This is a genomic window from Haemophilus parainfluenzae, from assembly GCF_014931275.1.
In the GTDB taxonomy this organism is placed as follows: domain Bacteria; phylum Pseudomonadota; class Gammaproteobacteria; order Enterobacterales; family Pasteurellaceae; genus Haemophilus_D.
On the sequence record NZ_CP063110.1, the window covers coordinates 727,219 to 751,694 of the forward strand.

The following is a 24,476-nucleotide window of genomic DNA, read 5'->3' on the forward strand; positions in this document are numbered from 1 at the left end:
CAACAAGAGGAAAAAACAATGACTCCACATATTAACGCTCCTGAAGGCGCATTTGCAGATGTTGTATTAATGCCAGGCGATCCGCTTCGTGCAAAATACATTGCAGAGACATTCTTAGAAGATGCGAAAGAAGTGACCAATGTTCGCAATATGTTGGGTTATACCGGTACTTATAAAGGTCGTCGTATCTCTATTATGGGTCACGGTATGGGTATCCCATCTTGCTCAATTTATGCGAAAGAATTAATTACTGAATACGGCGTGAAAAAAATCATCCGTGTTGGTTCTTGTGGTGCCGTACGTATGGACGTTAAAGTACGTGATGTTATCATCGGTCTTGGCGCATGTACTGATTCAAAAGTAAACCGTATCCGTTTCAAAGATAACGATTTTGCTGCAATTGCTGATTTTGATATGGCACAAGCAGCGGTTCAAGCTGCGAAAGAAAAAGGTAAGCAAGTTCGCGTAGGGAATATTTTCTCTGCAGACCTATTCTACACGCCAGATTTCGAAATGTTTGATGTGATGGAAAAATACGGCATCTTAGGCGTAGAAATGGAAGCTGCGGGTATCTATGGTGTAGCAGCAGAATATGGTGCAAAAGCACTTTGTATCTGTACCGTTTCAGACCATATTCGTACACACGAACAAACTACAGCAGAAGAACGTCAATTAACCTTCAATGATATGATTGAAATTGCGTTAGAGTCTGTATTAATTGGTGATAAAGCATAATCTGTCTGATTGATAGAATAAAAAGAGCGGTCAATTTGACCGCTCTTTTGTTTTTGAGATTAACTATTTCTCATACCAAATTCGGTTTACATAGAGCACCACTTTGCCAGAGGGTGTTTCCACATGGATTTCATCATCAACGCCTTTCCCGATTAAAGCGCGCGCGACGGGAGAATCAATGGAGATCCAGTTTTTAGCAGGATCGAATTCATCGCAGCCGACAAGGCGATATTGCTTCACCTCTCCCTCTTCATCTTCTAGCTCAACCCATGCACCGAAAAATACTTTACCTTCTTGTTTCGGATGGTAATCCACGATTTGTAGCACTTCTAATCGTTTGGAAAGAAAACGCACGCGGCGATCAATTTCACGTAAGCGACGTTTGCCGTAAATATATTCCGCGTTTTCACTGCGGTCACCAAGCGCCGCGGCATCTGAAACCGCTTGGGTAATTTTGGGGCGTTCTTCTTTCCATAAAAACTTAAGTTCTTGGTCAAGCGCAAGCCAGCCTTGACGGGTAATGTAATTTGATTTTGCCATAATAAAAATAAAAGAAATTTTTTTGAATTATATTTGAGCCTGTTGTCTAAAACCAGTATTCTATTCCCGTTTTTATTGAATCCTTTAATAACAAAGAAGTATGACAATGTTAAATCAACAAATTAGCCAAATTATTGCGGCAGAATTAACCGTTCAACCCCAACAAATCCTCGCCGCCATTCAATTATTAGACGATGGCAACACCATTCCATTTATTGCTCGTTATCGTAAAGAAGCCACAGGTGGTTTAGATGACACCCAACTTCGTCATTTTGAAACCCGTTTAATTTATTTACGTGAATTAGAAGATCGTCGTCAAACCATTTTGAAATCTATTGAAGAGCAAGGGAAATTGACCGACGAATTGCGTGATAAAATCCATGCGACACAAAGTAAAACCGAATTAGAAGATTTGTATTTGCCATACAAACCAAAACGTCGTACAAAAGGGCAAATTGCGATTGAAGCTGGTCTTGAGCCATTGGCTGATTTACTTTGGAATGAGCCGAAAAATGATCCTGAAACGGCTGCCGCGGAATTTGTGAACGCTGATAAAGGCGTAACAGATACTAAGGTAGCCCTTGATGGCGCACGCTATATTTTAATGGAGCGTTTTGCTGAAGATGCGGGTTTATTAGCGAAAGTCCGTGATTATTTAGCAAAAAATGCCGTTATTGTATCTAAAGTGATCGAAGGTAAAGAAACGGAAGGGGCAAAATTCCAAGATTATTTCGACCATCAAGAATTATTGAAAAATGTGCCTTCTCACCGTGCATTGGCCATGTTCCGCGGACGTAATGAGGGTATTTTACAATTAAACTTAAATGCTGATCCTGATGCGGAAGAGGGAAGTCGCCAAAGTTATTGCGAAGAAATTATTCGTGATTATTTGGATGTACGTTTTACTGGTCAGCCTGCGGATAAATGGCGTGAGCAAGTGATTGCGTGGACATGGAAAATCAAAGTTTCGTTGCATTTAGAAACGGAATTAATGGCAAGTTTACGTGAAAAAGCGGAAGAAGAGGCCATTGATGTTTTTGCCCGAAATCTGACCGCACTTTTAATGGCAGCACCCGCTGGTGCGAAAAGTACCATGGGCTTGGACCCTGGCTTGCGTACGGGGGTTAAAGTCGCGGTGGTAGATAACACAGGTAAATTATTAGATACCACCACCATTTATCCACACACGGGGCGTGAAGCTGAAGCGCAAGTGGCGATTTTCAGCTTAATCCGCAAACATAACGTAGAGTTAATTGCCATTGGTAACGGTACGGCTTCTCGTGAAACCGAACGTTTTGCGAAAGAGGTGATTAAAGAAATCAAAGAAAATAAACCACAAACTGTTGTGGTGAGTGAAGCGGGCGCATCGGTTTATTCTGCTTCTGAATTTGCGGCAAATGAATTCCCGAATTTAGATGTGTCTTTACGTGGTGCAGTCTCTATCGCCCGTCGTTTACAAGATCCATTGGCGGAATTAGTGAAAATTGAACCGAAAGCCATTGGTGTTGGGCAATATCAACACGATGTAAACCAAACCCAACTTGCGCGTAAACTTGATGCGGTGGTGGAAGACTGCGTAAACGCGGTAGGCGTAGATTTAAATACCGCATCTGCACCATTATTAGCTCGTGTGGCTGGAATGACGAAAACTTTAGCGCAAAACATTGTGGAATATCGTGATGAAAATGGTCGTTTTGAAAGCCGCAGCGAATTGAAAAAAGTGCCTCGTTTAGGGCCAAAAGCCTTTGAGCAATGTGCAGGCTTTATGCGTATTGCAGATGGGAAAAATCCACTTGATGCTTCAGGTGTTCACCCAGAAGCTTATCCTGTGGTCGAAAAAATCTTGCAAGCTACCGCGCAATCTATCCAAGATTTAATGGGGAATGCGGGTGTGGTGCGCCAACTTGATGCTAAGCAATTTATTGATGAGCAATTTGGTTTACCAACCGTTCAAGATATTTTCAAAGAGTTGGAAAAACCAGGGCGCGATCCGCGTGGTGAGTTTAAAACTGCAGTATTCGCAGAAGGCGTGGAAGAAATTACCGATTTAAAACCAGGTATGATTTTAGAAGGTACCGTCACCAATGTGACTAACTTCGGTGCATTTGTGGATATTGGTGTTCACCAAGATGGTTTAGTACATATTTCATCATTAAGCGATAAATTCGTAGAAGATCCACATCAAGTAGTGAAAACCGGCGATATCGTGAAAGTGAAAGTGTTGGAAGTGGATGTGCCGCGTAAACGTATTGCGTTGACGATGCGATTAGATGAAAGTGCGGTCAAAAATGACGGCAAATCTGACCGCACTTTAAGTGCAAAACCAAGAAGTAATGCACCTCGCCAAGATCGTCATCCAAAAGGAAATAGTGCGATGGGTAATGCCTTTGCCGATGCGTTGAAAAATTGGAAAAAATAATTTCGTCATTTAGATGAACATTGTGGCCAAATAGGCGTACAATGAAGGGGATTTGGTCAATCATCCAATCCCCTTTTTTATTTCAACGAAAGGAATATTCTTATGGAAAAAGGTATTCTTGGGCCGCATGAAGGCAAGGAGCTGGAATTAATGTTAAGGGGCGAAAAGCAAGTGGCATTATTCAATCAGGAGCTTGGTATTCCTGACGCCTTTCTCCCTTATCTTGAGCAAGGAATGCTTCATTCAAAAACAGTGCAACGTCATATTAATGATGTCTGCTTAACTGATTTTATTGTCTATTTACCTCAATCTCTTGCACTCGCTGAACAAATGGAAGTGTTACTTCCTGCAAGCACTGTTAATGGTTTTGATCCAAAAGTGGAACGTGAAATCGGACGAATTCTTGGCTACCGAGAAAAAGATATCGAATACTACATTCAGCATTTTCAAGATAATTTAGAGAAGTATCGGCAGCAGTATAGCTAATTGATAAAATAAAAGTGCGGTTGATATTTAAGCAAGATCGGCGTATACAGATTTGAAAATCCACACATGTTTTTATATTTTTATTTATGCGTGTGGACCTGTTGTTCCTTCTGCATTAGCTATAAAAATTAAGTAGGTTTTGATGGAAAAATATAAAGTGTTTTTAGGTAGTGAGATTGCTAAAACCTATGATGAAGCTAAGAATTTTACTCTGGCTAGAGTAGATGAATATACTGAATTTAATCATAAAGAATTGTTTTCAACGTTAGCTCCTATAGATAATTTTACAGGTAATGTTTTTTCTTTAATTCATTATTTAAATGATTTCCATCGTGCATTAGCCTCTAAGTATTTATTAGAAAATAATATTTCAGGATTTAAAGAAAATGCTTCTATTGCTGGTTTCTTGGGGATTCTGTCTAAATATGATTTTCAATGGGCGTACAACGGAATTAATACAAATTTCTTTTTTATGAGTTTGCTTTCAGATAATCAAAAGTTAATTGATTATTTAATTAAACATCGTGATGAAATTGTCGATATTTCAGTTCCCTATAAACGAACAGATACCAGACCTTTTTTTAATGCGAACACTTTATTGGCGTTAAGTGGCGATTGGCAATTATTAAAAGAGCGCGCACTCACGTTCTTAAATGATGAGAAAAAAGCCCGTAGCGATTTAAAGCGCATTCCTGATCATGAATTTTATGTGGCATTAGCAGATAAAAATATAAAAGGAATGAAAGAGGCTTTAGATAAATTACTCGAACTTAAGCTTGCTAAACGAGCAGCAAAAGACACACTTTTACATTTTGATTTTTACTTGCAACCGCAAGTTTTAATGTATGCCAAAATCGCAGCAATCCACGGTTTTGATTTGGGTATTGATAGTCCTATAGCGCCAAAAGAATTGATTGATATAAATCCATTAGCAGAATATAAAATTCCTTATGATTTTATGAAATCATTTGATTTTGATGCGCCCCATCAAGTTTGGGTAAATTATGTCAAACAAAGAATGGAAGAAGCGAAGCAAAAGAAAGTTAAAAATAAAAAAGGATTTTGGGCTTCGCTGTTTGGTAGATAAGTCGGGAATAAGCATTAAAGTGCAGTCAAAAACACAAGCGATTTTGACCGCACTTTATTATTGGCTAGAAGGGATTATTCCGCGTCTTCTTTTGCCCATTCTAATGAGCGTTTAACCGCTTTTTTCCAACCTTTATAACGACGTTCACGTTTTTCTTCATCATTATCTGGTGTGAAGGTACGTTCTACACGGGCTTTGTCGTGAAGCTCATCTAAATCTTTCCAGAAACCAACGGCAAGACCAGCAAGATAAGCCGCACCAAGTGCAGTCACTTCTTTCACCACTGGACGTTCTACGTTCACATCTAAAATATCTGCTTGGAATTGCATTAAGAAGTTATTGTTGGTTGCGCCACCATCGACACGTAAATATTGTAAACGTTGACCTGAGTCAGATTGCATTGCTTCTAATACATCACGAGTTTGGTAAGCAATGGATTCAAGGGTTGCACGTACGATGTGGTTACGGTTAGAGCCACGGGAAAGACCGAAAATTGCACCGCGTGCATACGGATCCCAATATGGAGCACCTAAACCGGTAAAGGCAGGAACAACATATACCCCGTTGCTATCAGAGACTTTTTGTGCGAAGTATTCAGAGTCGTGGCTATCATGAACGATTTTGAGTTCATCACGTAACCATTGGATTGAAGCGCCAGCAATAAATACAGAACCTTCAAGGGCATATTCAGGTTCGCCTTTAGCGTTACAAGCGATGGTGGTTAATAGACCATTTTTAGAGGTAATGGCTTTATCACCGGTGTGAAGCAACATAAAGCAACCTGTACCATAGGTATTTTTCGCTTGGCCTGCGCGTGTGCATAGATGGCCGTAAAGTGCCGCTTGTTGGTCACCCGCAATACCCGCAACAGGAATACGTACGCCGCCTTTACCCCCGATGTTGGTTTGACCATACACTTCGGACGAATTGCGTACTTCAGGTAGCATAGAGCGTGGAATATTTAATAATTCCAACATTTTGTCATCCCATTTTTTCGTATGGATGTTAAATAACATGGTACGGGATGCGTTGGTGTAATCCGTTACGTGCACACGGCCTTGGGTTAATTTCCATACAAGCCAGGTATCTACGGTACCAAATAGAAGTTCACCGCGTTCCGCTTTTTCACGCGCGCCTTCTACATTGTCTAAAATCCATTTCACTTTTGTACCCGAGAAATAGGGGTCCACCACTAAACCTGTGGTGTTGCGGATATAGTCTTCATGACCATCCGCTTTAAGTTTGTCTGTAATATCTGCAGTACGACGACATTGCCACACAATCGCGTTATAAACCGGTGTGCCGGTTTCTTTTTCCCACACAATGGTGGTTTCACGTTGGTTAGTAATACCAATTGCCGCGATTTCGTCAGAGGTAATGCCTGCTTTTGCAACGACTTCGTTTAATGTTGAACTTTGTGTTGCCCAAATTTCCATTGGATTATGTTCCACCCAGCCTGCGCGTGGATAAATTTGTGTAAATTCACGTTGGGCGATTTCGACAACATTCGCATTGTGATCTAATAATACTGCACGAGAACTTGTGGTACCTTGGTCCAAAGCGATGATGTATTTTTTGTCTGTCATGGTTCTATTCCTTAGAGTGCTTGGCACTCTCATTAAATGAATGAAGAAATTTTGAGCTTAAACGAACAAATTGCGAGCCTAACTTAATTGAATTCGAACTTAATTGGAATAAGCAATGTTTGGTTTTGTGATGGGGGTCACAGATTTTTTTATTAAAATATGTAAACGATTGCGTTAACGCACAAAATAATGTGATCTTTGTCGCATTTTTAGAAAATAGATCGATTTTATCTATTGAATTAATTGGTTAAAACTAGATAATGGCGCCACTCACTTTGAGTATCTCAATATTTGATCAAACAACGAAACGAATTGCAAATCAAGATTTCTTTAATGAAATCATTAAGTTAATCATTATTTGGAGATTCTCTTATGAATGTCTATTTTGCAGAATTTTTTGGCACAGCACTCTTAATCCTGTTAGGTAACGGTGTGGTAGCCAACGTATGTTTAAATAAAACGAAAGGGCAAAGTTCTGGTTGGATTGTGATTACTACCGCGTGGGCATTTGCGGTGTATGTGGCCGTTGTTGTGACAGGTCCTTACAGTGGGGCACACTTAAATCCTGCGGTAACACTTGGTGTGGCAATGAAAGGCGCATTTGCTTGGGAATTGGTACCAGGCTACATCGCGGCACAAGTAGTGGGCGGCATGGTAGGTGCGTTGTTGGTTTACATTATGTATAAAGATCACTTTGCAGCGACCGAAGAAGAGGGCTTAAAACGCGCTTGTTTCTGTACTGAACCAGCAATTCGTAACTATCCAATCAACTTAGTGAACGAAATCGTTGGCACCTTCGTACTTGTCTTCGTAATTTTCTATCTTGCAGGGGCAAACATCACTTTACCTGGCACGGCAGAGAGCACGCCAATTGGTTTAGGCTCTATCGGAGCATTACCAGTAGCGATTCTAGTTTGGGCAATTGGTTTGAGCTTAGGTGGCACAACCGGTTATGCGATCAACCCAGCTCGAGATCTTGGTCCACGCTTAACCTTAGGTCTCTTCCTTGGTGGTACATTAAAAACTAAAGCTGACTGGGGATACAGTTGGGTTCCAGTTGTGGGGCCATTCATCGGTGCGGCTTTAGCAGCAGTATTCTATAATGCTATTATGTAATTTATTCAAATAGAAAGAGCAGTCAAAATTCATGATATTTTTTGACTGCTCTTTTTATATTTAATCCGGGATTAAATACAATAATCGTTTAATCCTGCAGGCATTTTAGCTTGCAATAAGAACTGCTTTGTACGTTCTTGTTGAGGGCGGCTGAAGAAGTTTGCCGCTGTATTTTGTTCAACAACTTGACCATTTTCCATAAGAATCACGCGATCTGCTACGTCTTTGGCAAAGTTCAACTCATGGGTGACGATAATCATAGTCCAACCTTCTTGTGCGAGCATTTTGAGTGCCTGTAACACTTCACCAACAAGTTCTGGGTCGAGAGCAGAAGTGGGCTCATCTAACAAGATAATATCGGGTTTAACAGCTAAAGCTCGGGCGATCCCGACACGTTGCTGTTGACCACCAGACAGTTGAGAGGGATATAAATCCGCTTTTGCTTTTAAACCAACTTTTTCCAATAATGCTAAGGCTTTTTCACGTGCAGTCTCTTTCGGTTGTTTTTGCACAACCACCATGCCCTCCATCACATTTTCGAGTGCAGTGCGATGGGGAAATAGATTGTATTGTTGGAACACCATTGAGGAACGTCGACGCAATTTTAGTTCATCGGATTTACTGATCTTTTTGCCGAAATCAATAGTTAAGCTTCCATCAGTAAATGCTAATACCCCTTTTTCCGGGCGTTCGAGTAAATTTAAACAGCGTAAAAAGGTCGTTTTGCCTGAACCTGACGGACCTAGAATGGCAACAACTTCACCTTTATTAATTTCAAAATCAATGCCTTTTAATACATGGTGGCCATTAAAACTTTTCTGAATATTCGTGACTTTTAACATAACCAGTCCTTATAAATGGCGAGAAAGGTGTTTTTCTAGACGGGTTTGTCCCATCGACAGCACAAAACAGAATACCCAATAAATGAGAGCCGCTTCACTATAAATTAAAATAAATTCGTAGTTTTCAGCTGTGATGTTTTGCGCCACACGGAATAATTCAGCGATCCAAACGAGTGAAGCAAGAGACGTATCTTTCACTGTGCTAATGAATGTGTTTGATAGCGAAGGGACGGAAATACGTAAAGCTTGCGGCATAATGGTACGCACGAAAGCTTGTGTGTAATTCATGCCTATTGCATAAGAGGCTTCCCATTGACCTTTAGGAATAGCAAGAATAGAGGCTCTCACTGTTTCTGCTGCATAAGCACCAATATTAATGGAGAATGCAATAATTGCAGTTGGGAAAGGCTCCAGTTTGATGCCAACTTCAGGTAAACCGTAGAAAATAATGAAGATCTGCACCAACATTGGCGTGCCACGAATAATTGAAATATAAGTGCGGCAAATGCCCTGCAGAATTTTGGTCATTAAATTGGGATGCGGTAGTGTGCAAATCACAGCCACGATAACCGCAATGAATAAACCGCAAAAGAAGGAAATGACCGCCAGGGGAATCGTATATAAAATTGCCCCTTCCATCATAGGCCAAAACGAGCTGATTACATAATCAGCTCGTTCTGTGGTCATAAATGGAAGGCTTGCTAACCAATTATTGAGTAATGTCATCACCAAACCATTTGATTGAAATTTGTTTTAAAGTTCCGTCTTTGCGTAGTTCTTCAAGTGCTTGGTTCACTTTTGCAATAAGCGGTTCTTCACCTTTCAAGAAAGCAAAACCAGTTGGGATTTTTTTATCACTTTCTACAGCAATTTTTAAGCCTGAGTTAGGTTGTTTTTTGAAGTAATCTAATACTGCAAGCTTATCGTTTACTGTTGCATCAACACGACCTTGTTTTACCGCCTCAAGGTTTTGAGCCAAGCTATCTACAGTCACGATGATTGCACCATTATCACGCGCATCTTTGCTCCAGTTACTAGTTGCAGATTGTGCTGATTTTTTACCTTTTAAATCTGGGAATGATTTAATGCTATCGTTATCGGCTTTAGTCACGATTACGCCAGCAGAGTAGTTATAAGGTGCACTGTAATCATATTTTTTTAAACGTTCTGGGCTTGGATTAGTTTGGTTCGCAATAACATCAAAGCGTTTAGCGTTCAAACCTGCATACATGCCATCCCAAGCGGTTTCTTTAAATTCGACTTTCCAACCTAATTTTTGCGCAACTTTTTCGATAATTTCCACATCAAAACCAGTTAACTTGCCATCTTTGTCGTGGAAAGTAAATGGTGCGTAAGTGCCCTCAGTACCGACTAATAAGGTTTTAGTTTGTTCAACGCGATCAGCAATTTCACCGGCGTTAGCAAAAGTAGAAAGGGCTAATCCTGCTGCTAAAAGTGCGGTACTAAAAAATGATTTTTTCATAAGTGTTCCTTTATTTACATCTAAAAGTGAAATAGCGAGGCTTAATCACTAAGCCTCAATTCCTTCAAATAACGCCGTACTTAAATAACGTTCTGATGCAGAAGGTAAGATCACGACGATTAATTTATCTTGGAATTCTGGTAGTTTTGCTAAGCGGTCAGCCGCTGCCACAGCCGCACCAGAAGAAATACCCGCAAGAATACCTTCTTCAGCCATTAAGCGACGAGCGGTCGCAATTGCAGTATCGCTATCTACAGTTTCCACGCGATCAATTAATGATAAATCTAAGTTTTTCGGAATGAAGCCAGCACCGATACCTTGAATTTTGTGTGGACCTGGTTTCACTTCTTGGCCAGCAAGGGTTTGACTGATAACAGGCGATTCTGTGGGTTCAACCGCTACAGAAGTAATTTTTTTACCGTGATCTAATTTGATTGCACGAGAAATACCGGTAATTGTACCGCCGGTACCCACACCTGCAACCACCACATCGACTTTACCTTCCGTATCTTTCCAGATTTCTTCACCGGTAGTTTGACGGTGGATGTCTGGGTTAGCCGGGTTTTCAAATTGTTTTAGCATCACATAATGATTTGGATTAGACGCCACAATTTCTTCTGCTTTAGCGATCGCACCTTTCATCCCTTTTGAGCCTTCAGTGAGCACAAGATTCACGCCTAAACCACGTAATAAACGTTTACGTTCAAGACTCATGGTTTCAGGCATGGTTAAGGTGATTTTGTAACCGCGCGCAGCTGCTACATAAGCTAAAGCAATACCGGTGTTACCGCTGGTTGCATCTACAATTTCTTTACCCGCTGTTAAAATACCGTCTTTTTCCGCTTGCCAAATCATGTTGGCACCAATACGGCATTTCACGCTAAAGCTTGGGTTACGACCTTCAATTTTTACAACAACGTTACCATTGTGTCCGAAATGTTTTAAACGAACTAATGGCGTATTACCGATTGAGTATGAGTTATCTGCATAAATTGTCATCTTACTGTCCTTTTATATTTGGGAATTATTTGATGCAATAGTTATAACACCAGCTTTTAAATTCAAAAAATAGTTAATAGCTATATTTTATAACTAAATGCTATTTATTCACGATGCTGTTTCCCGAAGGCTTAATTTCCGTACTTGTGGAGCGTGTCACAATTTGTGTTGAACCTGAAGTGCGGTCAAAATTCATATCAAATTTTAATTGTGAGCGATAATTTTCCACCCACATTACGGTCGCACCACAGACTGCAACGGGAATAACGACTAAATTCACAATCGGTAATGCGGTACAAAGGGTGATTAATGCTCCAAATGTCAGGCTTTGTGTGCGTCTTTCGCCTAATGCATTTTTCATGATGCCAAAGGAAATCTTGTGGTTATCAAACGGATAGTCACAATATTGAATTGCCATCATCCAACAGGTAAATAAGAATGTCAGCACAGGAATAATGGTTTGTCCGATAACAGGGATAAAACTTAATAAGAACAAGCCTACAAATTTCGGTAAGCTGTACCATAGTTTTTGCCATTCACGATTTAGCATACGTGGCACATCTTTCATAATTTCGGCAAAACCATCATCGTTAACGGCTTCTCCAGTCAGCATTTTTTCAACTTTTTCTGCTAACAATCCATTAAACGGTGCGGCAATAAAGCCTGAAAGTGTTGTAAAGGCAAAATAGAAAAATAAGAGAATTGAGCCAATAGACAACACAAGCAAAATCACGCTTAAAAAGCTTAGCCAATCTGGAATAAAGCTCATCACCCAGTCAATCATCGTGGAGATTTGTGAAACGAATAGCCAGAATAAGCCTGTAAGTAGAACGACGTTAAGTAAAATTGGCATAATCACAAAACGGCGTAGGCCTTTTTGCGTAATAAAATGCCAACCCATTACGAAATGATTGAAAGCAGATTTTATTTCATTTTGATCGATCATCATTGTTCCTTTAAATTGAAAAGTAAAAAATACAAAATATCACAGAAAGACAATATTTTTTGAGAAAAATTCCATCTCATCCCTTTTAATCTCTTGTTTGCTTTCCTATTTTTTCACCTGTGGAAATGTGATAGGATTAGCAAAAATCATTGCGTTAAGGAGCAACAAAAATGGACTTAAATACCATTTTGATTATTTTAGGGGTAATTGCTTTAATTGCCTTAGTGGTACACGGATTATGGTCAAATCGCCGTGAGAAATCAAAATATTTTAAAAGCGCGAACACATTTAACCGCACTTCTAAAAACGGTGAGGTCAATCCTTTTTCGCAAGCTGCTGATCCTAATGCGGATATTCGTTTAACACATCGTGCTCAAGCGGCGCAGCCTGTACAACAGCATGTTCAACCTAAAGTAGCACCGCAGGCGACAAGCCAACAGCAATTTAATTTTGATGAGCAGCGCGTTCAAGTGGATGCGCGTCAAATAGAAAAAAGCGTGGACGATATTAAAATCTCCTTACCAAATCAGCCGGTTTATGAGATGAATACAACGCAACCTGCTCCTGCGCCAAAAACTGAGCCAGTGGTTTATCCTGAAACGAATGTACAGCCGAAACCAAGTGTAGCAGAAATGACAATCGAAGAACTAGAAGCACAAAGCAATGATTTTGACGGTGTGAATTCTTCCTCGCCTGAACTGCGTGAGCAATTAGCTGAGATGTCATTAAATCCAACTCAAGAACCTGTTCATGAGAACGTGCATTTTAACTACCACGAACCGGTAGAGGTTGAAAAACCAAAACAAACCACGGGTTTTGTTCAACTTTATGTGATTTCAAATCAAAATCGTGAATTCTATGGTCCACAATTATCTCAATCTTTAGAAAACCTCGGTTTCATTTTTGGCGAGCGTCAAATGTATCACCGCCATTTTGATTTAAGTGTGGCAAGCCCGGTGTTATTTAGCGTGGCAAACATTGAACAACCAGGTACGTTTGATTATTACAATATGGCCGAGTTTTCAACCATGGGTGTAGTGCTCTTTATGCAGTTGCCATCTCCAGGTAATAATTTGGCTAACTTACGTATGATGATTCGCGCAGCGAAAACCATCGCAGAAGATTTAGGTGGTGTGGTATTGACTGATCAGCAAGAGATTTTTGATGATGTAGCTGAGCAAGATTATTTATCTCGCATCGCATAAAACGCACGAAAAAATAACCGCACTTTGGGCGAGCCGATGGTTCGCCCTTTTAATTCAATGAGTAAACCGTTAGAGAACATTATGAGCCTTCAGCAACAAATTGATACATTACGTCAGGATCTTCGTCGTTATGAATATGAATATCATGTATTGGATAACCCAACTATTCCTGACGCGGAATATGACCGTTTATTTCATCAACTTAAAGCCTTAGAAGCCGCTCATCCGGAACTCATTACGACAGATTCACCTACTCAACGTGTGGGCGCCAAACCGCTGTCAGGCTTTGCTCAGATTCGTCATGAAATTCCAATGCTTTCTTTGGATAATGCTTTCTCAGACGAGGAATTTTATGCATTCGTAAAACGTATTGAAGATCGGCTTATTCGTTTGCCTGAACCTCTTACTTTCTGCTGTGAACCTAAGTTAGATGGTTTAGCGGTGAGTATTTTGTATGTGAATGGCGTACTGACTCAAGCCGCAACCCGTGGTGATGGGACAACAGGGGAGGATATTACCGCGAATATTCGTACGATTCGAAATATTCCCTTGCAACTTTTAATGGTCAATCCACCTGCACGTTTAGAAGTGCGTGGTGAAGTGTTTATGCCACATGAAGGCTTTGAGCGTTTAAATCAACAGGCTTTAGAGAAAGGCGAGAAAACCTTTGCTAACCCACGTAATGCCGCAGCAGGTTCGTTGCGCCAGCTCGATCCAAAAATTACGAGTAAGCGTCCATTGGTATTGAATGCTTATGGTATTGGTATTGCAGAAGGGGTAGATTTGCCGAATACGCATTATGATCGTCTGCAATGGTTGAAGTCTATTGGGATTCCAGTAAACCCAGAAATCCGTTTATGTAACGGCACAGATGAAGTGTTGGATTTTTATCGTGATATTCAAAATAAACGCAGTGCTCTTGGCTACGATATTGATGGTACCGTGTTGAAAATCAATGATATTGCGTTACAAGAGAAATTAGGTTTTATTTCCAAAGCGCCACGTTGGGCGATTGCTTATAAATTCCCTGCACAAGAAGAATTAACTCGCCTAAATGATGTAGAATTCCAAGTGGGCAGAACGGGGGCAATTACTCCAGTAGCCAAATTAGAACCGGTATTCGTGGCAGGGGTAACGGTAAGTAATGCCACATTGCATAATGGTGATGAAATTGAACGCTTGGATATTGCCATTGGCGATACGGTAGTGATTCGTCGTGCGGGAGATGTGATCCCACAAATTATTGGCGTATTACACGACCGTCGCCCAGCAGATGCGAGACCGATTGTTTTCCCTGAGACTTGTCCTGTATGTGATTCAGCAATTGTTCGTATTGAAGGCGAAGCGGTAGCACGTTGTACAGGCGGTTTGTTCTGTGCAGCACAGCGTAAAGAAGCGCTTAAACATTTCGTTTCTCGTAAAGCTATGGATATTGATGGGGTAGGGGGTAAATTAATCGAACAGTTGGTGGATCGTGAATTAATTCATACGCCAGCTGATTTATTTAAGTTAGATTTAACCACGCTGACTTGCTTGGAAAGAATGGGTACAAAATCAGCTGAAAATGCCTTAGCGAGCCTTGAAAAAGCAAAAAATACGACGTTAGCACGCTTTATTTTTGCTTTAGGAATTCGTGAAGTGGGTGAAGCAACGGCATTGAATTTAGCGAATCATTTTAAAACCCTGGAAGCCTTGCAAAATGCAGATTTAGAAGCCTTACAGCAAGTGCCTGATGTGGGCGAAGTGGTAGCTAATCGTATTTTAGCATTTTGGCATGAACCACATAATGTCGCGGTGGTGAATGATTTAATCGCTCAAGGCGTACATTGGGAAACCGTGGAAACCAAAGAAGTGACAGAAAACCGCTTTAAAGGCAAAACGGTTGTATTAACCGGAACCTTAACTCAAATGGGACGTAATGAAGCTAAAGCCTTATTACAAGACATGGGCGCGAAAGTGAGCGGCTCGGTTTCAGCAAAAACAGATTTTGTGATTGCCGGTGATGCGGCGGGTTCTAAGCTCACAAAAGCACAAGAATTAGGTGTTACCGTTTTAACGGAAGAAGAATTTTTGGCTCAGATTTAACCGTCTCAATCGAAAAAAAAACTAAAAAAATGACCGCACTTCATCTCATCTCAAGATTAAGTGCGGTTTAACTTTTCTTCTTAATAAACGATAGCGGACATTTTAAGCTCTTAATTTACTGGCTCCGCGTTCCAGTTGTTTTGCCAAGCATTCTTTTGAAGCAATAATCTGTTTACCAAAACGTTTATATAAACGTTGTTTTAATTTTGCCAACCCTTTCACTTTAGCACTTTTTTCTGCCCCAAATAACTGCTTAATATGGAGTGTCACCTGACCAATCTCTTGTAAGGCTATACCTGTTTTGGCTTTTAATTCGTTTAATTGGAACGTGATTTTTTCCTGTACATGCTGTTCCAATCGTTGCGTTAATTCTGTCGTATCGGCGGTTTCATTTTGACACAACTGTTCAAATTCGGCGATTTCTGTACTGAAATCTAGCTGTAACCCTTGTTCCAGTTCAATTAATACTGCCGTGCCGTATTCCAATTGTGATGTTAATTGCTGTTGGCTTTGAACTAATTGATTTTGAATGGCTTCACTTTGCTCAATACATTCATTTAATGACTGTTTCATTTCTGTTTGTTGCTGCATGGCAGAGGCTTTTATTGAATAAATTCGTTGTTGAATTTGCTGCATAAGATCTGACATTGTTTGTACGTTTTCCATTTTCTTCTCCTTTGGGATTTTTAACCGCACTTAAGAAAAGTGCGGTCATTTTGTTACTTATTTTTTGATGATTTGTTTTACATCCACTTCTGTTTTATTCCATTCTTTATCGACTTTACCGATAATTTGAATGTTATCTTGAGGTGCTATCGTTTCACCATTCCATGCTTTTTTGCTGACTTCAATTTGAATTTCTTTTCCACTTGCGTCTTTAAATAAGAAATCCTTTTTACCAATTTGTTTTACAATTTGTCCGTCTAAACGAACTGGAGTGTCATCATTGGCATTTAATGCATCATCAACGGTTTTTACAATAACACTTTCATCGACAAAACCTTGTTGGGTGTTGTGCTTGTGACCATCATTAAATCCTTGTGCTATTGCGGTGTTATATACGGCAACAGAAGATAATGCGATAGCTGCAACAGTAAGTAATTTTTTCATAGTTTGTTCTCCTAAATAAGATAATCATAAAGTAAGTTGAAAGCTTTGCTTTCAGATGTATTAAATCATTCAAATCTTAATCTTTTCTTAAGTGATTAACATTTTTCAGATTTATTTATCGATTGGATTGTTTGCCTTTCGATGAGTGTATTTAAACAAGAGAATCTTAAGGAAAGATTAAGAGAGGTAAAAAAATGAAAATTTTTTGAAAATAAAAAAATAGGGCGTTTAAGCCCTACTTTTATGAGAAAAATGCCTTGGAAATCTACCGCACTTTAGCCTGCTACTGCAGGTAAATAGCCTGCTTGAATTAAGAATGGCACGATCATAATCGCTACACCAATAACTAATGCAATCACTAAAGTCACATTACCACCGATTACACGATAAGGCAGATTTGGATTTGCTTGACGTGTTTTCCATGCTAGTCCAATAGGTAAAATCAAGCAGTAGAACGCACAGAGTAAACCCGCATAGCTTAATGCAGCGATAAAGCCTTCAGGATAATACAAGGCAAATGCAAGTGGTGGCGTAAAGGCTGCAATGGTAAGCGTTAAACGGTTGTGTGGCAATTTGTAACGTTTAAATAAATCGCCTAAACCTTCAAACACGCCTAGCATCACACCGAGGAAAGAGGTGATTAATGCAAGTGCAGAGAACACACGCACGATTTCGCCCATGATGTGGGAGTTGGTGATTTGACGTGTGGCATTGACTAAACCGTTAAGTGTTGGATCTGCTTGGAGCAATTGCACAAATTCATTTTGACTTAATACACCGTGAGTCGCTAATTGCCATACCAAATAAGCCACAAGAGGAATGGCTGTACCGATTAAAATGGCTTTACGGAATTGAGTGACACTACCATCTAAATAGCTATTCACGCTACCCATGATGATGTGGAAGCCAAAAGAGGTAAAGAAGATAGGTGCCGCAGAGATCACGAAAGCATAATCTAAAGGCAAGGCCATCAGGTTATCGACAGACACTTTTGGTAACATCATAAATAAAACAAAAGCAAAGGCGATTAATTTGCCGATAAACAGAATACGAGTGGCGCCATCAACGCCTTTTGTACCCACAACCACAAAGGCACCGAGTACGACAGTAAATAAAATGATTGAAAGTTCGGAGGAAAGACTTTCAAAGCCAAAAGCCGTTGGTAAGCCTGATAATAGTGAGCCGCCCCCGGTGATGTAGGCCGCAGAAAGGGCGTAAAGTAAAATGAGCAAGCTAAAAGTGGCTAAGACACGCCCTGTGATGCCGAAGTATTTTTCAGCGAGAGTCGCTACGCCATCATTCAGGCGATCGGCTGTTTGATACACTTCAACAAAAAGTAAACCGCTGTAAACCAAAAGCGCCCATAAGCCGACTAGTAATAAAACGGTATAACCAAAACCAATTCCGGCAGAGGTTAATGGCATCGCGAGCATCCCGGCTCCGATGGTCGTGCCTGCAATGATTAAGGCACTGCCGAATGTTTTGTTCTTTAGCATAAAATTGTCCTCCGAGTATAAAATTGAAAAATGAGGTTAAAGCTGACCGCACTTTTCTTTGTAATGATAGCGGCAAACCGAAAGATAAGAGTCATTTCCACCAATTTGGATTTGTTCCCCTTCCTTAATGACTTCACCTTGTTCATTTAAACGCAAAACGAAATTGGCTTTACGCCCACAATAACAGATTGTTTTTAATTCTTCTAGTTGATCTGCCCAAGCAAGTAAATACTTACTGCCTTCAAATAGCTCTGCTTGGAAGTCGGTGCGTAAGCCATAACAAAGCACTGGAATCTTCAGTTTATCTACGACATCGCTTAGCTGATACACTTGTTGTTTCGTTAAAAACTGGGCTTCGTCAACCAAAACACAATGAATGTTTTCTTGTTGTAAACGTTGACTCACTTCGGCAAAAAGGTCACTCGTCGATGTAAATAAATTCGCGTCTTCGTGAATACCAATACGTGACGTGACTTTGCCTGCGCCAAAACGATCATCAATCGCTGCCGTATAAACCATGGTGTTCATATTGCGTTCACGATAGTTATAGGAAGACTGTAACAATGTGGTTGATTTACCCGCATTCATCGTAGAGTAGTAAAAATAGAGTTTTGCCATTATTTAATCACCCATTTCCAGAAATAATAGGCAATGAATCCTGCAACAGGTGGACAGGCTGCGAGCATAAATGTCCCGTAAGTGGCACCGCCGCCCACCATTTTTCCTGCTTCAGCAAGAGCATCAACAATATCACTGCTTGGCGTGGTAAAAATCCATGCACCAATAATCGCAAGCACTAAAAAACAAGCAATACCAGCTGCACGCATGGCTCTCACTTTAATTATATTTTCCATATTTTTTCCTTAAATTGCAGGGAGTTCGGCCATCGCCCAACGTGGTTTTACATCAATCGCGAGATCGCTATGCTGACCTTGTTTTAAGCGTAAAAAGCCCGTATAGGCAATCATGGCGCCATTATCAGTACAAAATTGAGGTTGCGGATAAAATACTTCTCCACCGAGATTTTTCATCATGGTGCCAAGGGTTTCACGTAATTTTTTGTTTGCACTCACCCCACCAGCAATCACTAAGCGTTTGTAGCCCGTTTCTTTTAAGGCGCGTTTACATTTAATTGCAAGTGTGTCGACGACAGAATCTTGGAAGGCAAAGGCGATATCCGCTTTGGTTTGTTCAGTTAATTCGCCTTCTTGTTTGATCGCTTGATTAATCGTATTAGCCGCTGATGTTTTTAAACCTGAAAAGCTAAAATCAAGACCAGGTCGATCCGTCATTGGTCGAGGGAACACAAAGCGATCTTTTGATCCTTTTTCGGCTAAACGTGAAAGTGCCGCACCGCCAGGATAATCTAACCCTAATAATTTCGCGGTTTTATCAAAGGCCTCGCCTGCCGCATCGTCAATGGATTCGCCAATGACTTCATATTTTCCTACGCCATCAACACGCACTAATTGGGTGTGTCCACCTGAAACTAAGAGAGCAATAAATGGAAAGTGCGGTCGATTTTCATCAAGCATTGGCGCAAGTAGATGGCCTTCCATGTGATGTATGCCAATAGCGGGCACATTCCAGGCATAAGCCAGTGAACGCGCGATCGTTGCGCCGACTAATAATGCGCCGACTAAACCAGGACCACTTGTATAGGCGATACCATCAATTTGATCAGCAGTTAAATTGGCTTCTTCTAATGCGGCTTTAATCAATGGCGCCGTTTTACGAATGTGATCGCGGGAAGCTAGCTCTGGTACCACACCGCCGTAATCCGCATGTAAGGCAATTTGCGTGTAAAGCTGATTGGCAATTAGGCCTTTATCTTCATCATAAATCGCGACACCTGTTTCATCACAGGAGGTTTCGATTCCTAAAATACGCATTTTCTTCTCATTTTATTAAAAAAATTGGCAAAGATTTTACCTTGTTTAGCCCGCTTAAACCAGTTCAAACGCCAAATTTTCAGCAAATAGGCGATCTTTCCTTTGCTTTTGCAGGGAAGATCGATTAGAATTGCGTCCTTTATTGAATTTGCCGTTCATTCGGCAGTAATAAAAATTTAAAATTGCAATTAAATTAAACTCATTGAGGTGATTGGCTTATGCCTGTAATTAAAGTACGTGAAAACGAATCATTCGACGTAGCTTTACGTCGTTTCAAACGCTCTTGCGAAAAAGCTGGTATTTTAGCAGAAGTTCGCGCTCGTGAATTCTATGAAAAACCAACTACAATCCGTAAACGTGAAAAAGCAACGCTTGCTAAACGTCACGCTAAACGTAACGCTCGCGAAAACGCGCGCAATACCCGTTTATACTAATTTGTAGTATTTTCTAACTCGAGTTAAGACAAACCGTGAAACCTTTTGGGTATCACGGTTTTGTTGCTTTAAACTCATCGAAAAAAAGTCACGCAAAATCAACCGCACTTTCGCATCGTATTCAAGGAGGCAAGGCAATGAAAGGCTCAATTCCACGCCAATTTATTGATGATCTGCTCACAAAATCGAATATTGTCGATGTGATTAATGCACGCGTGAAACTCAAAAAAGCGGGACGAGATTATCAAGCTTGCTGTCCGTTTCATCACGAAAAAACACCCTCCTTCACAGTAAGTGAAAAAAAACAATTCTATTATTGCTTTGGTTGTGGCGCGAAAGGCAATGCGATTTCATTTTTAATGGATTATGACAAATTAGAATTTGTTGAAGCCGTTGAAGAACTTGCTGCTTCGGCTGGGCTTGAAGTGCCTTATGAAAAACGCCCAAACCAATTTGGCAATAAACCGGATGTGAGCTATCAGACAAAACGTAATTTATACGATTTGATGCAAGAAATTGCGTCATTTTATCAAGCGCAACTTCCGCTAAATATTCCTGCTCAAAGCTATCTTCAGCAACGTGGTTTATCGCCAGAAATTATTGCTCGTTTTCAAATTGGTTATGTACCTAATGCGATGGATACGGTGTTGCGTCAATTCGGCAAAAATCGAGAAGAACAGAAAAAGTTGCTTGATTTAGGTATGCTTTCTCGAAACGATCGTGGCAATGTGTACGATAAATTCCGTAATCGTATTATGTTTCCAATTCGGGATAAGCGTGGTCGAACAGTCGCCTTTGGTGGACGTGTTTTAACGGATGAAAAACCTAAGTATTTGAACTCCCCCGAAACCATTACGTACCATAAAGGCAATGAACTTTATGGCTTGTATGAAGCCTTACAAATCAATGATGAACCAGAAAAATTACTGGTGGTTGAAGGCTACATGGATGTGGTGGCATTAGCGCAATTTGGTGTGAATTATGCGGTGGCTTCTCTTGGTACATCGACGACTTCGGAGCAAATTCAATTATTGTTCCGTTCAACAGAGCAAGTCATTTGCTGCTACGATGGCGATAGAGCAGGGCGTGATGCCGCTTGGCGCGCACTTGAAAACGCTTTGCCTTATCTGGAAGATGGACGACAAATCAAGTTTATTTTCCTACCAGATGGAGAAGACCCGGATACTTATATTCGTCAATATGGTAAAGAAAAGTTTGAAGAATATATTGATCAAGCCCAGTCTCTCACAGAATTTTTATTTGCGCATTTAAGTCCACAGGTGGATTTTTCGACACAAGAAGGGCGAGGCAAATTAGTCGCACTCGCGGCGCCTTTAATTCGTCAAATCCCTGGTGATATGCTTCGTCTTTCATTGCGGAATATGTTGGCGCAAAAGCTTGGGATCTTTGATCAATCACAGCTTGAAAGCTTAATACCAAATCAAATAGATAAGGCTGAACCCAAACCTAAAACGCCACAAAAAACCATTAAGAAAACACCAATGCGTGTGGTGATTTCGCTGTTATTACAGAATTCACAGTTAGTAAATCGCATTTCGGATGTGGGTTTACAAGCCTTAAAGCATGAGGCCGGTTACGAATTGCTCGAAAAATTGACCGCACTTTGCCGTGAACGAGAAGGCATTACAACAGGGCAAATTTTAGAATATTTTCGTGATACAGAATTCAGTAAGCCCCTTGAAATATTAGCCTCTTGGGATCATCTATTAGATGACTTAGAAATCATTAATGCATTCTCTCAAAACTATCGTCGATTGAATATTCAAGCGATTGAGCGTGACATTGAAATGCTGATTGCAAAAGAAAGGGCGGAAGGATTAACTGATCAAGAGCGAGCAATTTTAGTGAATTTGCTCAAGGGAAAAGAAGAGCAGAAAAAACAGTTAGTTAATCCGTCATAACAATGGTAAAATCTCCTGTTCAAAACAAGGGCTTTTATCTTCCAAAAATAACGCAAAACGGGAATAAAAATGGAACAAAATCAACAATCTACCGCCGAGCAATATTCAGAACAAATTGAACAGCTTATGGAATTAGGTCGTACGCAGGGTTATTTAACCTATGCGGAGATTAATGACTTGCTTCCAGAAGATTTGATCGATCCAGAATATTACGATAAGTTGTTGCAGACTTTACAGCATGATGCGGGCATTCCGGTTCTTGATGAAGCACCGGAAAGTGACGAAATGATGTTGAATGACACGATTCCGGATGAAGATGCAGTGGAAGAAGCAACACAGATTTTGTCAAATGTGGAATCTGAAATCGGCCGTACAACCGATCCTGTGCGTATGTATATGCGTGAAATGGGTACCGTTGATCTTTTAACCCGTGAAGATGAAATCAGCATTGCAAAACGTATTGAGGAAGGGATTGATGAAGTCCAAACTGCGATTGCGGCATACCCAGAAGCGTTAACTGAATTATTAGATAATTATGACCAAGTTGACGCAGGCAATTATCGTTTGGCTGATTTAATCACAGGCTTTGTGGATCCAAATGTTCCTGAAGAGGAAACGGCGGACATTGATGAAAATTTTGCTGATGAAGATGAAAGTGCCGAATCTGCTGCAGACGTTGATGATGAGAGCGATGAGGAAGATGAAAGCGATAACAGCTCAAGTTCTGATGACAGCGATTCAGATAACAGCATCGATCCTGAAGTAGCGCGTGAAAGATTTGCAGCATTAAGAGAGCAACATACTAAAACATTGGCGACCATTGCAAAACATGGTCGTAGTGGTAAACGTGCAAAAGATCAAATTGCTCAACTCGCCGATATTTTTAAACAATTCCGTTTAGTACCAAAACAATTTGATGTACTTGTTTTATCAATGAAGAATATGATGAAACGTGTACGTGCAGAAGAGCGTCAACTACAAAAAGTATTAGTTGATATTGCAGGTATGCCAAAAGATGAATTTGAGGCACTGATTGTTGCGAATGGCAGCAGTGATGCATGGGTAGCAAAAGCATTAAAATCAACGAAAGCTTGGGCAAAACGTTTACCAAAATATGAAGAACGTATCCGTTTATCTTTAGATAACTTAGCGAATATTGAGCAACATACGAATCTCACTATCCAACAAATGCGTGAAATTTGCGATGCGGTATCTCGAGGTGAACAAAAAGCTCGTCGTGCGAAAAAAGAAATGGTTGAAGCTAACTTACGTTTGGTGATTTCTATTGCGAAAAAATATACCAACCGTGGTTTACAATTCTTGGATTTAATTCAAGAAGGGAATATCGGTTTGATGAAAGCGGTAGATAAATTTGAATACCGTCGTGGTTATAAATTCTCAACCTATGCAACCTGGTGGATTCGTCAGGCAATTACGCGTTCCATTGCTGACCAAGCGCGAACAATCCGTATTCCTGTTCATATGATTGAAACGATTAACAAATTAAATCGTATTTCTCGTCAAATGTTACAAGAAATGGGCCGTGAAGCAACACCAGAAGAGCTTGCTGAGCGCATGGGAATGCCAGAAGATAAAATTCGTAAAGTGCTTAAAATTGCGAAAGAACCTATTTCTATGGAAACCCCAATCGGTGATGACGATGATTCACATTTAGGTGACTTCATCGAGGATTCAACTCTTGAGTTACCATTAGATTCTGCGACTGCACAAAGCTTGAAAGTGGCGACTCATGAAGTATTAGAAGGTTTAACACCTCGTGAAGCAAAAGTATTACGTATGCGTTTTGGTATTGATATGAATACTGACCATACACTTGAAGAAGTGGGTAAACAATTTGATGTAACCCGTGAGCGTATTCGTCAGATTGAAGCAAAAGCATTACGTAAATTACGTCATCCAAGTCGTTCTGAAACCTTAAGAAGTTTCTTAGATGAGTAATTATTCATTCATATAAAAAAGAAAAGGCAGAAATATCTGCCTTTTTTATTTGATTAAATTTGGTTATTTACCTCCAAATCACATTCCTTTAAAATACGCACCTTTCGTTATTCAAAAAAACAAAAAAGGAACTT

At 40.3% G+C, this 24,476-nt stretch carries 23 protein-coding genes; 10 read left to right on the top strand and 13 right to left on the bottom strand.

Translation table 11 applies throughout. The annotated features are described in order from the left end of the window. Window positions 1–18: 18 nt before the first annotated feature. Window positions 19–735: a purine-nucleoside phosphorylase gene (gene deoD, locus INQ00_RS03610; RefSeq protein WP_070592560.1), complete on the top strand. Its 717-nt coding sequence runs from the start codon at window positions 19–21 to the stop codon at window positions 733–735. 63 nt (window positions 736–798) lie between these two features. Here the strand turns inward: deoD and greB are convergent, their stop codons facing one another. Beyond that, entirely contained in the window at window positions 799–1,275 is a 477-nt protein-coding gene (greB, locus tag INQ00_RS03615) for a transcription elongation factor GreB (protein ID WP_197547323.1), read from the bottom strand. 106 nt (window positions 1,276–1,381) lie between these two features. Here greB and INQ00_RS03620 point away from each other — a divergent pair, with 106 nt between their 5' ends. The 3 genes from INQ00_RS03620 to INQ00_RS03630 all read left to right on the top strand — a co-directional run bounded on the left by INQ00_RS03620 (window position 1,382) and on the right by INQ00_RS03630 (window position 5,267). Next, a complete protein-coding gene (locus INQ00_RS03620) occupies window positions 1,382–3,694 on the top strand; it encodes a Tex family protein (protein WP_197547324.1) in 2,313 nt (770 codons plus the stop codon). 102 nt (window positions 3,695–3,796) lie between these two features. Next, window positions 3,797–4,180, top strand: a complete 384-nt coding sequence (locus INQ00_RS03625; RefSeq protein ID WP_005697445.1) for a hypothetical protein — start codon at window positions 3,797–3,799, stop codon at window positions 4,178–4,180. Window positions 4,181–4,322: 142 nt separating this feature from the next. Then, a complete protein-coding gene (locus INQ00_RS03630) occupies window positions 4,323–5,267 on the top strand; it encodes an Imm49 family immunity protein (protein WP_197547325.1) in 945 nt (314 codons plus the stop codon). A 74-nt stretch (window positions 5,268–5,341) separates the two neighbouring features. Here INQ00_RS03630 and glpK read toward each other — a convergent pair whose 3' ends face one another. Beyond that, complete coding sequence (gene glpK, locus INQ00_RS03635) at window positions 5,342–6,853, bottom strand: glycerol kinase GlpK (RefSeq protein WP_197547326.1); 1,512 nt, start codon at window positions 6,851–6,853, stop codon at window positions 5,342–5,344. A 372-nt stretch (window positions 6,854–7,225) separates the two neighbouring features. Between glpK and INQ00_RS03640 the strand changes: the two genes are divergently transcribed. Continuing rightward, window positions 7,226–7,969: an MIP/aquaporin family protein gene (locus tag INQ00_RS03640; RefSeq protein WP_197547327.1), complete on the top strand. Its 744-nt coding sequence runs from the start codon at window positions 7,226–7,228 to the stop codon at window positions 7,967–7,969. A gap of 71 nt (window positions 7,970–8,040) precedes the next feature. Here the strand turns inward: INQ00_RS03640 and INQ00_RS03645 are convergent, their stop codons facing one another. The 5 genes from INQ00_RS03645 to cysZ form a co-directional block, all read right to left on the bottom strand. Then, the gene (locus tag INQ00_RS03645; protein WP_197547328.1) at window positions 8,041–8,811 is read right to left on the bottom strand and encodes an amino acid ABC transporter ATP-binding protein; all 771 of its coding nucleotides are present in this window, start codon (window positions 8,809–8,811) and stop codon (window positions 8,041–8,043) included. Window positions 8,812–8,820: 9 nt separating this feature from the next. Next, on the bottom strand, window positions 8,821–9,537 hold the full coding sequence (locus tag INQ00_RS03650) for an amino acid ABC transporter permease (protein WP_197547329.1): 717 nt from the start codon (window positions 9,535–9,537) through the stop codon (window positions 8,821–8,823). Continuing rightward, a complete protein-coding gene (locus INQ00_RS03655) occupies window positions 9,521–10,294 on the bottom strand; it encodes an amino acid ABC transporter substrate-binding protein (protein ID WP_049362446.1) in 774 nt (257 codons plus the stop codon). Before INQ00_RS03655 ends, INQ00_RS03650 begins: the two co-directional genes overlap by 17 nt. Before the next feature lie 48 nt (window positions 10,295–10,342). Continuing rightward, window positions 10,343–11,293, bottom strand: a complete 951-nt coding sequence (cysK, locus tag INQ00_RS03660; RefSeq protein ID WP_197547330.1) for a cysteine synthase A — start codon at window positions 11,291–11,293, stop codon at window positions 10,343–10,345. Between the two features lie 100 nt (window positions 11,294–11,393). Beyond that, the gene (gene cysZ / locus INQ00_RS03665) at window positions 11,394–12,239 is read right to left on the bottom strand and encodes a sulfate transporter CysZ (RefSeq protein WP_054420344.1); all 846 of its coding nucleotides are present in this window, start codon (window positions 12,237–12,239) and stop codon (window positions 11,394–11,396) included. Window positions 12,240–12,409: 170 nt separating this feature from the next. On the opposite strand from cysZ, the gene zipA reads away from it, so the two are divergent. Together zipA and ligA are read left to right on the top strand one after the other, a co-directional pair. After that, window positions 12,410–13,444, top strand: a complete 1,035-nt coding sequence (zipA, locus tag INQ00_RS03670; protein ID WP_197547331.1) for a cell division protein ZipA — start codon at window positions 12,410–12,412, stop codon at window positions 13,442–13,444. A gap of 81 nt (window positions 13,445–13,525) precedes the next feature. Then, window positions 13,526–15,529 (top strand): NAD-dependent DNA ligase LigA, encoded by a 2,004-nt coding sequence (ligA, locus tag INQ00_RS03675; RefSeq protein WP_197547495.1) that lies wholly within the window; start codon window positions 13,526–13,528, stop codon window positions 15,527–15,529. A gap of 102 nt (window positions 15,530–15,631) precedes the next feature. On the opposite strand, the gene INQ00_RS03680 is transcribed toward ligA, so the two are convergent. The 6 genes from INQ00_RS03680 to tsaD all read right to left on the bottom strand — a co-directional run bounded on the left by INQ00_RS03680 (window position 15,632) and on the right by tsaD (window position 20,027). Next, window positions 15,632–16,195, bottom strand: coding sequence for a hypothetical protein (locus INQ00_RS03680; RefSeq protein ID WP_070868429.1), 564 nt, complete (start codon window positions 16,193–16,195; stop codon window positions 15,632–15,634). A gap of 57 nt (window positions 16,196–16,252) precedes the next feature. Beyond that, on the bottom strand, window positions 16,253–16,639 hold the full coding sequence (locus tag INQ00_RS03685; RefSeq protein ID WP_005694737.1) for a YgiW/YdeI family stress tolerance OB fold protein: 387 nt from the start codon (window positions 16,637–16,639) through the stop codon (window positions 16,253–16,255). 275 nt (window positions 16,640–16,914) lie between these two features. Next, window positions 16,915–18,135 (bottom strand): aromatic amino acid transport family protein, encoded by a 1,221-nt coding sequence (locus INQ00_RS03690; RefSeq protein WP_070868432.1) that lies wholly within the window; start codon window positions 18,133–18,135, stop codon window positions 16,915–16,917. Window positions 18,136–18,171: 36 nt separating this feature from the next. Further along, the gene (locus tag INQ00_RS03695; RefSeq protein WP_070868435.1) at window positions 18,172–18,753 is read right to left on the bottom strand and encodes a thymidine kinase; all 582 of its coding nucleotides are present in this window, start codon (window positions 18,751–18,753) and stop codon (window positions 18,172–18,174) included. Further along, window positions 18,753–18,989, bottom strand: a complete 237-nt coding sequence (locus INQ00_RS03700; RefSeq protein ID WP_049373833.1) for a hypothetical protein — start codon at window positions 18,987–18,989, stop codon at window positions 18,753–18,755. Before INQ00_RS03700 ends, INQ00_RS03695 begins: the two co-directional genes overlap by 1 nt. A gap of 9 nt (window positions 18,990–18,998) precedes the next feature. Next, window positions 18,999–20,027, bottom strand: coding sequence for a tRNA (adenosine(37)-N6)-threonylcarbamoyltransferase complex transferase subunit TsaD (tsaD, locus tag INQ00_RS03705; protein WP_049373834.1), 1,029 nt, complete (start codon window positions 20,025–20,027; stop codon window positions 18,999–19,001). A 218-nt stretch (window positions 20,028–20,245) separates the two neighbouring features. Here tsaD and rpsU point away from each other — a divergent pair, with 218 nt between their 5' ends. From rpsU to rpoD, 3 genes are all read left to right on the top strand, one after another. Next, on the top strand, window positions 20,246–20,461 hold the full coding sequence (gene rpsU / locus INQ00_RS03710) for a 30S ribosomal protein S21 (protein ID WP_005694732.1): 216 nt from the start codon (window positions 20,246–20,248) through the stop codon (window positions 20,459–20,461). 137 nt (window positions 20,462–20,598) lie between these two features. Beyond that, the gene (dnaG, locus tag INQ00_RS03715) at window positions 20,599–22,383 is read left to right on the top strand and encodes a DNA primase (protein WP_070868438.1); all 1,785 of its coding nucleotides are present in this window, start codon (window positions 20,599–20,601) and stop codon (window positions 22,381–22,383) included. Between the two features lie 69 nt (window positions 22,384–22,452). Next, window positions 22,453–24,342, top strand: a complete 1,890-nt coding sequence (gene rpoD, locus INQ00_RS03720; protein WP_070868441.1) for an RNA polymerase sigma factor RpoD — start codon at window positions 22,453–22,455, stop codon at window positions 24,340–24,342. The last annotated feature ends 134 nt before the right edge of the window (window positions 24,343–24,476 follow it).